Below are 12,839 nucleotides of genomic sequence, written 5' to 3' on the forward strand. Positions count from 1 at the left end.
AGCATGTCGGAAGCGCAAAATGGCGCCGTCATCGTCATCTCCAGCCATGTGGTGCGCGGCACGGTCGGCAATCGCGCCGCTGTCTTTGGCCTGGAGCAACTCGGCCATGCCGTCTGGGCCCTGCCGACGGTCATTCTGCCCTGGCATCCTGGCCATGGTCCCGCCACGCGCATGCCGCTGCCGGCCGACGTCTTCTCACGCATGGTCGAGGACCTGATGGCCGCGCCTTGGATCGGCGAGGTGAAGGCGGTGCTGTCAGGCTATCTCGGACTGCCGGATCACGCACAGGCCGTTGCCGAGCTGGTCACCAGCCTGTCAGCGCGCAATCCCGATCTGATCTATGCCTGCGACCCCGTGATCGGCGATGAACGGGGCATCTACGTGCCCGATGCCACGGCGGTGGCGATCCGCGACCGGCTTCTTCCGCTGGCCGGACTGACGACGCCCAATCGTTTCGAGCTGTCCTGGCTGACTGGCGCTGCTCTTGAGGACAACAACCAGCTGCTCGACGCGGCCCTGTCACTCGGGCCAAAGCGGGTTCTGGTGACATCCGCTTTCCCGATGATATCCGGCAGCACCGGCAATCTCTATCTCTCCGGCCGCCACGCGCTTTTGGCAGAGCACCGGCTGGTGGAAAACGCGCCGAAAGGCACCGGCGATCTGCTGGCCGCCCTCTTTCTCGCGCGGCTTCTGGAAGGTGTGGAGGAGGAGCGTGCGCTGCATCTTGCGACGGCCAGCGTCTTCGAGATCGTCGCGCGGTCTGCGCGGCGCGGTTCCGACGAGATGACGCTGACCCAGGACGCCGCGAGCCTTGCGAGCCCCATGGCCATGGTGCAGATGCGCCACCTCTTCCATCCCTCACGCGAACGGCGTCGATAGGGTTTCGCACGGCACGGCCGCGGGAAAAGCCGGCGCAATATGGTGCAGCGCATCATCAAGCTGCCGCTTACTCTTGCGTCGCGAGGCGATACCCGCTTAAACGAAATGATCCTGGCCGCCAGCCACGTTCACATGCCTGACGGTGCGTGAATGAGAATACGCGGCAGCCGGATCACCTGTCCCAGCAGAACGGATGATCGGTCTCCGTCCTGCGCAAAAATCAGGAGAACGAGCGCCCATGCACCACTTTCCCGCCAATCTTCTCGACGGCTATCGCAACTTCATGAACGGGCGCTATTCCGAGCAGGAGCAGCGATACAAGGTGCTGGCCGAGACGGGGCAGTCGCCGCAGACATTGATCGTCGCCTGTTGCGACTCCCGTGCCGCACCGGAGACGATCTTCGACTGTGGTCCGGGAGAGCTGTTCGTGGTGCGCAACGTCGCCAACATGGTCCCGCCCTATGAGCCGGATGGCCAGTATCACTCGACCTCGGCCGCGCTGGAATTCGCGGTTCAGGCGCTTCAGGTAAAGAACATCGTGGTGATGGGCCATGGCCGCTGCGGCGGCATCAAGGCAGCGCTCGATCCCGAAGCCGAACCGTTATCTCCTGGCGATTTCATCGGCCGCTGGATGAACCTCCTGAAGCCGGCCGCCGAGCAGATTGCCAGCAACTCCATCCTCACCCAGGCAGAACGCCAGCGCGCCCTGGAGCGTGTGTCGATCCGCAATTCTATCGCCAATCTCAGGACCTTCCCGAATATTCGCGAGCGCGAGCAAGCCGGCACGTTGACGCTTCACGGCGCCTGGTTCGATATTTCGACCGGCGAGCTTTGGATCATGAACGGTGACACCGGCGATTTTTCCCGCCCCGGCATGTGAGGGGGACTGATCCATTGCAAAAAGGCCAGGCTCCCTTGAGGACCTGGCCTTTTTTGTGACGATGATCCGGAGCAAAAAACGGCTTAACGGCCGTCGATCTCCGCGCCGATCTTGGCAATGGCCTGCTGATAGACGGAGGCAGCATTCCAGCCCTGAATGGCCGCGAAGTTCGGTTCGCCCGGCTGATAGCCGGCACCTGCCCGCCAGCCATGGCCGCGCAGGAAGTTCGCGGTGGAGGCAAGCGCATCGGCGCGCGAACGCACCATATCGATATGGCCATCGCCATCGCCATCGACGCCATAGCGGATGACGTTGAGCGGCAGGAACTGCGTCTGGCCGATTTCACCATGGGCAGCGCCACGTGCATTGGGGCTGAGATCGCCGCGCTGCACCAGGGTCAGAGCCGCATTCAGCTGTTCCATGAAATAGTCCGAACGGCGGCAATCATAGGCCAGCGTCGAGACGGCAGACAGCGTGTGCTCGTTGCCCATGAAGCCGCCAAAGCCGGTTTCCATGCCCCAGATCGCAATGATCGGCCCTGCCGGCACGCCATAGCGCTGCTCGATCGAGGAAAAGAGCCCGGCATTCTGAGCCTTCATCCGTTTGCCGCGGGTGATGATGGCGGGGCCGCCGCGCTTGTCCATGAATTCGCTCAGCGAGAGCTTGAAGCTCTTCTGGCCGCGGTCGGCGCGGATCGTCGCCTTGTTATAGGTGACGTTGGCGAAGGCCTGATCGAGAAGCGATGGGCTGAAGCGGCCGCTGGCCTGCGCCTTGAAGCCCTGCACCCAGGCATCGAAGCCTGCTGCCGTGTTGCCACATTGCTGCGCCGCTGCAACCGATGGCAGGAATGCCACGGCGGCCACCGCCGCCAGCTTCAGTGCCCAGCCCGTAATCTTCTGCGTCAAGCCTGTGTTCCTCGCGAATGATGTCGTGCCCGCTGGGATCGCCAGCTACGCCTAAAGTCCATATCCGTCAGCAATATCTTGCCGACGCTCGACCGGCATGACAACGCGAGGGGTTGCCCTCGCGTTCCCGGGCTTTTCAAGAAAGGATGAAATCACGCGCCGTGCCGCAGGTGGTGGACACGGCGCTGATCAACGTCGTCTCAGGCTGCCTGCTTCTTCGCCTTGATCAGACCGCGCGCAACCAAGAGCTCGGCAATCTGGATCGCATTCAGCGCGGCACCCTTGCGCAGATTGTCAGAAACGACCCAGATATTCAGCCCGTGTTCGACCGTTGCGTCTTCACGAATGCGCGAGATATAGGTCGCGTCTTCGCCGGCACTTTCATAGGGCGTGACGTAGCCGCCATTTTCATGCTTGTCGATGACGAGGCAGCCCGGCGCTTCGCGCAGGATCTCGCGGGCCTGCTCGGCGGTCATCTCGCTTTCGAATTCGATATTGACCGATTCCGAATGGCCGATGAAGACCGGAACCCGCACGGCCGTGCAGGTCACCTTGATCTTCGGATCCAGCATCTTCTTGGTTTCGGCCAGAACCTTCCACTCTTCCTTGGTGTAGCCGTCTTCCATGAAGACGTCGATGTGCGGAATGACGTTGAAGGCGATGCGCTTGGTGAACTTCTTGCTCTCGATCGGATCGGCGACGAAGACGGCGCGGGTCTGGTTGAAGAGCTCGTCCATGCCGTCCTTGCCGGCGCCGGAAACCGACTGGTAGGTGGACACGACGATGCGCTTGATCCGGGCGACGTCATGCAGCGGCTTCAGCGCCACGACCAGCTGCGCGGTCGAGCAATTCGGATTGGCGATGATGTTGCGCTTGGAAAAGCCGGTGATGGCATCCGGATTGACCTCCGGCACGATCAGCGGCACGTCGGCGTCGTAGCGCCAGGCGGAGGAGTTGTCGATGACGACGCAGCCCTGTGCGCCGATCTTCGGCGACCACTTGAGCGAGACGGCGCCGCCGGCCGACATCAGGCAGATATCCGTGTCGGAGAAATCGTAGTTTTCGAGGTTCTTGACCTTCAGCGTCTTGTCGCCGAAGGACACCTCGGTGTTCAGCGAACGGGAAGAGGCCAGCGCCACGACCTCATCTGCCGGAAAACCACGTTCGGAAAGGATGTTGAGCATTTCGCGTCCGACATTGCCGGTCGCGCCTGCCACGGCGATCTTGTAACCCATAATCCTGCTCTCTTTCTCGTCTCTCCCTAGGGCTTTTCGAGGGAACCCGCCTGACCGTGTCACGAGGGTTTTGTCCCCGGGCCGTGCCGGGGAGAGAGCGGGTGGCCAGGAGACGTCAGACGGTTTTCGTCGTCGTTTTGGCCGTGATCGTAAAAAGCGAAGGGCGCGCCATCATCGCTCCCGCGCGTGACGCGCGGGCTGCAGCGATCGATGCTTGGCGGCGATGACGCATGTGTCCTTCCTTCTTCGCGTCCTCGTGTGATTGCAAATGCCTCCGATGTCAAGGCTTTTCCTGGCTCCGCCGTTCCCTTCCGCATGCCGAAACCTGCCGGGCCTTAGACGAAAGTCATACACCCAAAGCATTGCTGGTGCTGGTGCTGTATTCTGGCACAGTTCGAACCGGTGCATACGGTTCAGGCGGCAGGCAAGGAGGGCTTGTCGCAAGGATTGTGATGCGTTGCCCCTGCCGTTTTTTGTGGAGGACAAGGAAATGGCCAATGTCACGTCGGTGCGCGGCGCGAAAGCTGCTCCGATGACGGGCGAGGAGAAGAAGGTGATCTTCGCCTCTTCGCTCGGCACCGTTTTCGAATGGTATGATTTCTATCTCTATGGGTCACTGGCCGTTTATATCGGCGCGACCTTCTTCAGCGCCTATCCCGAGACCACGCGCAACATCTTCGCGCTCTTGGCCTTTGCCGCCGGCTTTCTGGTGCGGCCCTTCGGGGCGCTGGTCTTCGGCCGTCTCGGCGATCTGGTCGGGCGGAAATATACGTTCCTCGTCACCATTCTGATCATGGGCATTTCGACCTTTCTCGTCGGCATTCTGCCGGGCGCGGCCTCGATCGGCATTGCTGCGCCGATCCTGCTTCTGGTGCTGCGCATGCTGCAGGGCCTGGCGCTGGGCGGGGAATATGGCGGGGCGGCGACCTATGTTGCCGAACATGCGCCGCATGGCCGGCGTGGCTATTTCACCGCCTGGATCCAGACGACGGCAACGCTCGGCCTGTTCCTGTCGCTGGTGGTCATTCTCGGGGTACAGCTGATCGTCGGCAAGGAGGCCTTTGCTGCCTGGGGATGGCGCATTCCCTTCCTGGTCTCGGTGGCTCTCCTCGGCGTGTCCGTCTGGATCCGCATGAAGATGAACGAATCGCCGGCGTTCCAGAAGATGAAGTCCGAGGGCAAGACCTCGAAGGCGCCGTTGACGGAAGCCTTCGGCCAGTGGCGCAATGCCAAGATCGCGCTGCTGGCGCTGTTCGGCGCTGTCGTCGGGCAAGCGGTGGTTTGGTACACGGGGCAGTTCTACGCGCTGTTCTTCCTGCAGAGCATCCTGAAGGTCGATGGCCAGTCGGCCAATATGATGGTGGCGGCGGCGCTGCTGCTCGGCACCGGCTTCTTCGTGCTGTTCGGCTGGCTGTCGGACAAGATCGGCCGCAAGCCGATCATCATGGCCGGATTGCTCTTGGCCATGCTGACCTATTTCCCGCTGTTCAAGACGCTGACCTGGGCCGGCAATCCGGCGCTGGCCGAGGCGCAGGCCTCGAGCCGGGCAACGGTGACGGCGGATCCCGCCGACTGCAAATTCCAGTTCAACCCGACCGGCACGGCCAAGTTCACCACCTCCTGCGATGTGGCGACGGCCTTCCTGACCAAGAACTCGGTGCCTTACGATGTCGTCAACGGTCCGGCTGGCCAGCCGGCAACGGTTGCGATCGGCAGCGCCACGATCCCGAGCTTCGACGTGACCGCCGCCGGGGCAGATGCCAAGGCCCGCACGGCCGCCTTCGAGAAGCAGATCAACATCGCGCTTCACGATGCCGGCTATCCGCTGCAGCGGGGTGCGGCGAAAGTGCCGGATGCCAAGCTGGACGGCTTCATCGCCGCCAATCCGGAACTGGGCCTCAATGCCGCAGCCGTGCGCGGCGGCGAGAGCGCCACGATGACGGCGCAGCAGCTGACGGATGCCAAGTTGCTGACGGCCGAAGAGGCGGCCGGGGTCACCTCCATGCCGGTCTATACGGTGGCGGGTGCCGGCAGCTTCGCCATGGTGGCCGATCCCCAGCGGGTCAATTGGGTGGTGATCATCGCCGTGCTGACCGTGCTCGTCATCTATGTGACGATGGTCTACGGCCCGATTGCCGCCTTGCTGGTCGAGCTGTTCCCCACCCGGATCCGCTATACCGGTATGTCCCTGCCCTATCACATCGGCAATGGCTGGTTCGGCGGGCTCTTGCCGGCCACCGCGTTTGCCATGAGCGCGGCCAAGGGGGACATTTATTACGGCCTCTGGTACCCGATCGTCTTTGCCGGCATCACGCTGGTGATCGGCATGCTGTTCCTGCCGGAAACGAAGGATCGCAACATCAACGCGATCGAATAAGCGCCAGACGTCCGGCGGCCTGTGCGGCCGGGCGATCGTCGAGCGGATGGATGCCCGTCATCCATCCGGCTGTCGCTCCCGGGCCCGGCGTCGTCACGATGCCGGGCTCACGCGTTTCAGACTGAAGGGGACATTGTGGCGCGACAGGCTGCTGAAACAGGGGCTGGCCAGCGGCTGAGAGTTTGAACACGAGGCCGCAGCGGGCGAAGCCCAATGCAATGGCGAGCGCACACCATCCGCCAAGGATGAGCCCGGCCGAAACGTCACTCGGATAATGCGCGCCGACCATGACGCGGGTCATCCCAAGCCAGACGGCGGCGGCGGCAAAGAACAGCCGGGCGCGCGGGAAGATCAAGGCACCGGCCATGCAGAGTGCGCCAATGGTGGTGGCATGGCCCGACGGAAAGCTCTCGAAAGCGGCGCGGCCGGCAAAAGGCTCGAAAAAGGCGGCGCCATGGGTGTCGAACAGGGAGGGACGGGCCCGGCCGATCGCCCGCTTCAGGAAATTGGCAATGAGGCCCGAGATGGTGACGCTGGCCAGCAGATAGACGCCAAGCCAGCTGACCCGCAGCGCGGCCGCCCGCGCCCTCGATCGGGCGAGCAGGCAATAGGCCGCCCTGCCCTGCATGACAACGACCAGCGCGCCGATGATCGACCAGCTGGAATCGCCAAAGCCGGAAAAGAAATTGCCGAGCCGCCTGGTGCCTTCAGGCAAGGTCCCGGCACCAAGCGGCCGGTCGAACAGGACGGCCGCGAGGAGCACGATGTTCAGCGTGATGAACAGGCACGGCTTCCAGTGCAGGCACGGAGCCGGCGACGGCCTGCGGCACCAGCGTTTGGCAAGCGACGTGCAAAAAGCATGCATGAGAAGTCCGGCAGAATGTGTTCATCGGGCGGTTTCAGTGCCCTTGCCGCAGTTTTATGAACGGCCGACGTCACGCCGTCTACACTTATATGAAATCTTCGTGATATTGATTTTATTCGCAGAACCGTTGCCCAACTGCATCAGATAATGCGGCCGAGACGCGGGACAGGCCAGCCATTCTTGCCCACGGTAAAGACGAGGCCGAAGCGGGCGAAGAGAATCGACATGGCAAAGGCGATCCAGGCGCCCAGCGCAAGGCCAGCTACCACGTCGCTGGGAAAATGCACGCCGATGATGATGCGTGTGGCGCCGAGCCAGAGGCCGAGGCCAATGAAAACAAGCCGGACACGTGGAAAAAGCAGAGCAAGCGCCATGAACAGCGCGCCTATGTGGGCGGAGTGGCCGGAGGGGAAGCTTGCATGCAGAAAATCGAAGCTGAAGGGATGAAAGCTCAAGACCCCATCACTGTCGAAAAGCAGCGGCCGCGAACGTCCGATGGCATATTTGAGAATGTGGACGACAATGCTGGCAACCAGCACGGACAGAGCGGTGTAAAGCGCCATCTGCCCGAGATAGGCCTGACGAAAGCGACGCCGCACGCCGGATAGCCGGCGGCTGATGAGGAAGACGGTGACCATCACCGTCAGCATCGCTGCAAGAATATAAGCGAGCTTGCCGATATCCGTGACGTTGCCGGCAAAGCTGATCAAGGGTGGCGGCAGGTTTTTTGCTGCCTGGCCGAGCGGCGTATCCAGCACGAAAAAGGCGATGGCAACAAGGTTGAGCGCCGACAGCGCGAAACCGCGCCAGGGAACGCGCCTGTGGATGGTGCGCCGGGCCTCGTAGCGACGGCCGAGCTTGGTCCAGAGGCTGGTGCGGCGCGATTGCTCGCGCATGCTTCCCTCCGCCTTGCCATTTCCCCGTGCCGCCATGTCGTCGCCTGTCACGTCGCCTGCTCTCCTTTAAGCCGCAGCTGGAGATAGGGGCGAACCGGCAGAGTTCAAACCAGGCTAAGGAGGCTCACGTCTGGACGTGACGCAAAGAAACGGCGCCGGCGGATCTTCCGCGCGACGCCGCTGTCCATCGATAGCGGTTTGGCAGATCAGGCCGAGAGCGTCTTGAACTCGGTCAGGATCGCTTCGCCCATTTCCGTGGTGCCGACCTTGCGGCAGCCATCGGCCATAATATCGCCAGTGCGAATGCCCTTGTCGAGCACATTGGCGATCGCCTTTTCCAGCCGGTCTGCTTCCGCTATCATGTTGAAGGAATAGCGCAGGCACATGGCGAAGGAGGCGATCATGGCGATCGGATTGGCGATGCCCTGGCCGGCAATATCGGGCGCGGAGCCGTGAACGGGCTCATAAAGCGCCTTGCGCTTGCCGGTCTTGGCATCCGGCGCGCCGAGCGAGGCTGACGGCAGCATGCCGAGCGAGCCGGTGAGCATGGCGGCAACATCCGAGAGCATGTCGCCAAAGAGATTGTCGGTGACGATCACGTCGAACTGCTTGGGCGCGCGCACCAGCTGCATGCCGCCGGCATCCGCCAGCATATGCTCCAGCTTGACGTCGGCGAACTTGGCCTTGTGCGTCTCGGTGACGACCTGGTTCCAGAGCACGCCCGACTTCATGACATTGCGCTTTTCCATCGAGCAGACGCGGTTCTGGCGGGTGCGGGCCAGTTCGAAGGCGACGGAGGAGATGCGCTCGATCTCGTAGGTGTCGTAGACTTGGGTGTCGATGGCGCGCTTCTGGCCATTGCCGAGATCGGTGATGGTCTTCGGCTCGCCGAAATAGACGCCACCGGTCAGCTCGCGCACGATCAGGATATCGAGGCCTTCGACCAGCTCCGGCTTGAGCGAGGAGGCATTGGCGAGCGCCGGATAGCAGATCGCCGGGCGCAGATTGGCGAAAAGCTCCAGATCCTTGCGCAGGCGCAGAAGGCCGGCTTCGGGGCGGACCTCATAGGCCACATCATCCCATTTCGGCCCGCCGACGGCGCCGAACAGCACGGCATCGGCTGAGAGCGCCTTGACCATGTCGGCTTCGGAAATCGCGGCGCCATGGGCATCGTAAGCCGCGCCGCCGACCAGACCTTCATCCGTGGTGAAGCCGGCCGCCATCTCCTCGTTCATATAGGCGATGATCTTGCGCACTTCGGCCATGGCCTCCGGACCGATGCCGTCGCCGGGCAAGAGGAAGAGATTGCGCGTTGTCATGAAACCCTCCGCGGAAAAACAAGCTGCGGCTTCTTAGACGCGAGGGCCGAGGGTTTCAAGCAAGGAGACACAGGAGCTTGCCCAGGTAAAAGAAAAGCCGGGCAGGGGCCCGGCTTTGTCATGATCTGATCTGACAGGCTTTGCTAGCTCAGGCGGCCCAGGGGCGGGCTGCGGCATTGGCCTTTTCGAAGCTGTCGATATCGTCGCGCTTTTCCAGCGTCAGGCCAATGTCGTCCAGGCCGTTCAGCAGGCAGTGGCGCTTGAAGGCGTCGATTTCAAACTTGATCTTACCGCCATCCGGCCCGCTGATTTCCTGGGCTTCGAGATCGACCGAGAGAATGGCGTTGGATCCGCGCGAGGCGTCATCCATCAGCTTGTCGAGGTCTTCGGCGCTGACGACGACAGGCAGAATGCCGTTCTTGAAGCAGTTGTTGTAGAAGATGTCGGCAAAGGAGGTCGAGATGACGCAGCGGATGCCGTAATCGAGCAGCGCCCAAGGGGCATGTTCGCGCGAGGAGCCGCAGCCGAAATTATCGCCGGCCACCAGGATCTGGGCATTGCGATAGGCGGGCTTGTTCAGGACGAAATCCGGATTCTCGCTGCCGTCTTCCTTGTAGCGCGCTTCGGCGAACAGGCCGGTGCCGAGGCCCGTGCGCTTGATCGTCTTCAGATAGTCCTTGGGGATGATCATGTCGGTATCGACATTGACGACAGGCAGAGGCGCAGCGACGCCGGTGAGCTTGACGAACTTGTCCATGGGGTGCGGCTCTCGTTCCAGACAATAAAGGCGGCGGGCGCCAGCCGTCCGGTCCGACCTTAAGGCCTTCGGCCGCGACGCAATGCGCGATCGATCCGAATGGTGTGAAGCACCCTTTCAAGGCTGCCTTAGACGAAAATGACGGAAAAATGAAGGAGATTTTCCGTCGTCGCCGGGATGGCCCTGCTCCGAAGGAGAAGGGCGTCCTGAAAGGTCACATCGATCTTCGGACTTGAAGATCGATGCTCCGTTTCAGAGATCGATGATCGTGCCGCGACCGTCGTTCCAGATGCGCGGCACGCGACCGGAAGTATGAGCGTCAGTCTCGCGGCGCGTGCGGGCCTGGCAGCGCACTGGTGCGGGCTTTGCCGAGAAGCGGGCCGAGACAGCCGAGCCGATCATGACGAGCGAGACGAGGCCGGCCAGGATCAGGCCGAGCGAGGCGGTGAACACGAAAGCAGCCAGCACCAGAAGAAGGCCAATGGCCGAGAGGGCGAGCGAGCGTAAGCTTTGCATCAAAGGTTCCTTGAGTAGAGCAAGATCCCGGTCAAGAGGGATCCTCTTCGTTCCCTCATGTGGGAACGCGACCGATGCGACGCAAGCAAACAACCCCGGCCGATAAGCCTGGATGTCGCTTGCGAAAGTGGCGAAAGCCGGGCATCAACGCCTGATGGGCTCTTCAACAAATCGTCATCCGGCGCGCCTGCGCCGTTCGGTGCTGACCGTTCCGGCCGATAATCCCCGTGCGCTTGCCAAGATCGCCAGCCTGGATTGCGATGCCGTGATCTACGATCTGGAGGATGCCGTGGCGCCGGCGCACAAGGATGGCGCGCGCGCCGCGCTCTCGGCGCATCTCGCCAGCCTGGCGACACGCCGTGGGGCAGGGGAGGATCCGGTCGAGCGGATCGTGCGCATCAATGCCCTTTCATCAGCGCAGGGCGGATTCGACGATCTCGAAGCGGCTGAGGGGATGGCGGATCTGCGCGTCATTCTGCCTCAGGTGCCTGATGCCATTCTGCTTCCCAAAGTAGAGACGCCGCATGAGGTGCAGCGTGTGGCGGATGTCCTCAGTGAAGCCGATGCGCCTGACTCTGTCAGGCTCTGGGCGATGATCGAAACGCCGCGCGGTCTTTTGAATGTCGCGGCCATTGCCGAGACGGGGCGCACCAGCGGCGGCCGGCTCGATTGCCTGATCCCCGGGCTGAACGATCTTGCCAAGGCGACCGGCGTTATGCCGCAGCCCGGCCGGCCCTATCTCGTGCCCTGGCTGATGCAGGTGCTTCTGGCTGCGCGTGCCTTCGGGCTCGACGTGATCGACGCCGTCTTCAATGTGATTGCCGATGGCGCCGGCTTTGCGGCCGAATGCCAGCAGGCGCGTGCCATGGGCTTCGACGGCAAGATGCTGATTCATCCCGCGCAGATCGCTGCCGCCAATGCGGCCTTCGGCATCGAGCCTGCCGCACTGGCGCGGGCCGAGGCGATCATTGCCGCTTTCGCCAGCGATGCGCATGCCGGAAAGGGCGTCATCCGTCTCGATGGCGAAATGGTCGAGCTTCTGCATCTGGCGGAAGCAGAGCGGCTTGTGGCGCGCGCCCGCCTGCTGGCAGAGCGTCACCGCCTTCAGCCTGATCCGCCCCATTCCTGATCTTTTCGATCAGGGAGAGAATGCGCAGCCGTTGATTTTAAAGTGATCACGGAGATCGCCCCTTGCGTTCCGTCTCCGTGTAGGACGTCATGGCAATTCAGTTTACGAGAGGAAAATGCCATGAAGCTCTATCGCTTCCTGACCGGTCCCGATGATGCCAGCTTCTGCCACAAGGTCACGGCGGCGCTGAACAAGGGCTGGGAGCTGCATAGTTCGCCCACCTATGCCTTCAATGCCGATACGCAGCATATGCAATGTGGTCAGGCCGTGGTGAAAGAGGTTGAAGGCAAGGATTATGACCCGGACATGAAGCTTTCCGAGCAATAGGCTGCCAGCGGGAAGACATGTCGGGCCGGCGTCAGCCGCCCACATGCTCCACGCTTTCCTCTATCCGCTCCATATCGTCATCCGACAGGCCGAAATGGTGGCCGATCTCGTGGATCAGCACATGGGTGATGATATCGCCCAGCGTTTCGTCGTTTTCGGCCCAATAGTCGAGAATGGGGCGGCGGTAGAGGATGATGCGGTTGGGCAGCTGCCCCGTTTCCATGGTGAAGCGCTCGCCAAGCCCACGTCCTTCGAACAGACCCAGCAAGTCGAAGGGCGTTTCGAGCGCCATGTCCTCGAACACGTCATCGCTCGGAAAATCCTCGATCTCGATGATCAGGTCCTGCGCCAGATCGCGGAATTCCTGGGGCAGATGGCCATAGGCCTCCATGGTCAGCGATTCAAACGCGCTGATCGCAGGCGCATGACGGTCGCGCCAATCGTCGGTCTGGTCGATGCGGGCCATGAAACACTCCTTGTCGCCCCTATATAGCGGTTTTCACGCGCTTGACGAGAGCTGAGGAGCGACGTGCCGCCAGCTTCCCCACCCCCTTGGAAAAGTGGGCCAAAGTGCTGGCATGCCATGCCCGCCGCATGGCTTCGCTGGTGCATGCTTTCGAACGGGGATCGATGGGACGCAAATTCCGCAGCGGATCCAAACCTTGCAGATGCTTCTATGCGCTTTGTCGAACGCATGCGGCTGAGAAGCGCGGTCTTTCTGATGGCTACCCTTTTCCTTATGCTTTCCGACCAT

13 protein-coding genes are annotated in these 12,839 nt (G+C 62.2%); 5 read left to right on the forward strand and 8 right to left on the reverse strand.

All coding sequences use genetic code 11. The features are described 5' to 3' along the window. The first annotated feature begins 3 nt into the window (after positions 1-3). On the forward strand, positions 4-879 hold the full coding sequence (gene pdxY, locus BMX61_RS00395; protein WP_075627507.1) for a pyridoxal kinase PdxY: 876 nt from the start codon (positions 4-6) through the stop codon (positions 877-879). A gap of 238 nt (positions 880-1,117) precedes the next feature. Next, positions 1,118-1,759 (forward strand): carbonic anhydrase, encoded by a 642-nt coding sequence (locus BMX61_RS00400; RefSeq protein WP_083639409.1) that lies wholly within the window; start codon positions 1,118-1,120, stop codon positions 1,757-1,759. 83 nt (positions 1,760-1,842) lie between these two features. Here BMX61_RS00400 and BMX61_RS00405 read toward each other — a convergent pair whose 3' ends face one another. Next, positions 1,843-2,637 carry a lytic murein transglycosylase gene (locus BMX61_RS00405; RefSeq protein WP_407703726.1) on the reverse strand — a complete coding sequence of 265 codons (795 nt, stop codon included), beginning with the start codon at positions 2,635-2,637 and terminating at the stop codon, positions 1,843-1,845. A 227-nt stretch (positions 2,638-2,864) separates the two neighbouring features. Beyond that, complete coding sequence (locus tag BMX61_RS00410; protein ID WP_075627402.1) at positions 2,865-3,899, reverse strand: aspartate-semialdehyde dehydrogenase; 1,035 nt, start codon at positions 3,897-3,899, stop codon at positions 2,865-2,867. A 490-nt stretch (positions 3,900-4,389) separates the two neighbouring features. On the opposite strand from BMX61_RS00410, the gene BMX61_RS00415 reads away from it, so the two are divergent. Next, on the forward strand, positions 4,390-6,276 hold the full coding sequence (locus BMX61_RS00415; protein WP_075627506.1) for an MFS transporter: 1,887 nt from the start codon (positions 4,390-4,392) through the stop codon (positions 6,274-6,276). Here the strand turns inward: BMX61_RS00415 and lpxE are convergent. From lpxE to BMX61_RS00440, 5 genes are all read right to left on the reverse strand, one after another. Then, a complete protein-coding gene (lpxE, locus tag BMX61_RS00420; protein ID WP_075627401.1) occupies positions 6,260-7,141 on the reverse strand; it encodes a lipid A 1-phosphatase LpxE in 882 nt (293 codons plus the stop codon). The two genes, BMX61_RS00415 and lpxE, sit on opposite strands and share 17 nt — an antisense overlap. 140 nt (positions 7,142-7,281) lie before the next feature. Further along, positions 7,282-8,088 carry a phosphatase PAP2 family protein gene (locus BMX61_RS00425; RefSeq protein WP_234794562.1) on the reverse strand — a complete coding sequence of 269 codons (807 nt, stop codon included), beginning with the start codon at positions 8,086-8,088 and terminating at the stop codon, positions 7,282-7,284. Positions 8,089-8,243: 155 nt separating this feature from the next. Next, positions 8,244-9,356 carry a 3-isopropylmalate dehydrogenase gene (gene leuB, locus BMX61_RS00430; RefSeq protein ID WP_075627400.1) on the reverse strand — a complete coding sequence of 371 codons (1,113 nt, stop codon included), beginning with the start codon at positions 9,354-9,356 and terminating at the stop codon, positions 8,244-8,246. A 148-nt stretch (positions 9,357-9,504) separates the two neighbouring features. Further along, entirely contained in the window at positions 9,505-10,113 is a 609-nt protein-coding gene (gene leuD / locus BMX61_RS00435; RefSeq protein ID WP_075627399.1) for a 3-isopropylmalate dehydratase small subunit, read from the reverse strand. A 252-nt stretch (positions 10,114-10,365) separates the two neighbouring features. Continuing rightward, positions 10,366-10,629: a hypothetical protein gene (locus BMX61_RS00440; RefSeq protein WP_075627398.1), complete on the reverse strand. Its 264-nt coding sequence runs from the start codon at positions 10,627-10,629 to the stop codon at positions 10,366-10,368. Between the two features lie 154 nt (positions 10,630-10,783). Between BMX61_RS00440 and BMX61_RS00445 the strand changes: the two genes are divergently transcribed. Beyond that, positions 10,784-11,758, forward strand: coding sequence for an HpcH/HpaI aldolase/citrate lyase family protein (locus BMX61_RS00445; protein ID WP_075627504.1), 975 nt, complete (start codon positions 10,784-10,786; stop codon positions 11,756-11,758). Between the two features lie 120 nt (positions 11,759-11,878). After that, complete coding sequence (locus BMX61_RS00450; RefSeq protein ID WP_075627397.1) at positions 11,879-12,085, forward strand: DUF1737 domain-containing protein; 207 nt, start codon at positions 11,879-11,881, stop codon at positions 12,083-12,085. Between the two features lie 31 nt (positions 12,086-12,116). Here BMX61_RS00450 and BMX61_RS00455 read toward each other — a convergent pair whose 3' ends face one another. Continuing rightward, positions 12,117-12,551, reverse strand: a complete 435-nt coding sequence (locus BMX61_RS00455) for a metallopeptidase family protein (protein WP_075627396.1) — start codon at positions 12,549-12,551, stop codon at positions 12,117-12,119. Positions 12,552-12,839 lie beyond the last annotated feature (288 nt).

Origin of the sequence: Xaviernesmea oryzae, from assembly GCF_900109605.1 — a bacterium.
In the GTDB taxonomy this organism is placed as follows: domain Bacteria; phylum Pseudomonadota; class Alphaproteobacteria; order Rhizobiales; family Rhizobiaceae; genus Xaviernesmea; species Xaviernesmea oryzae.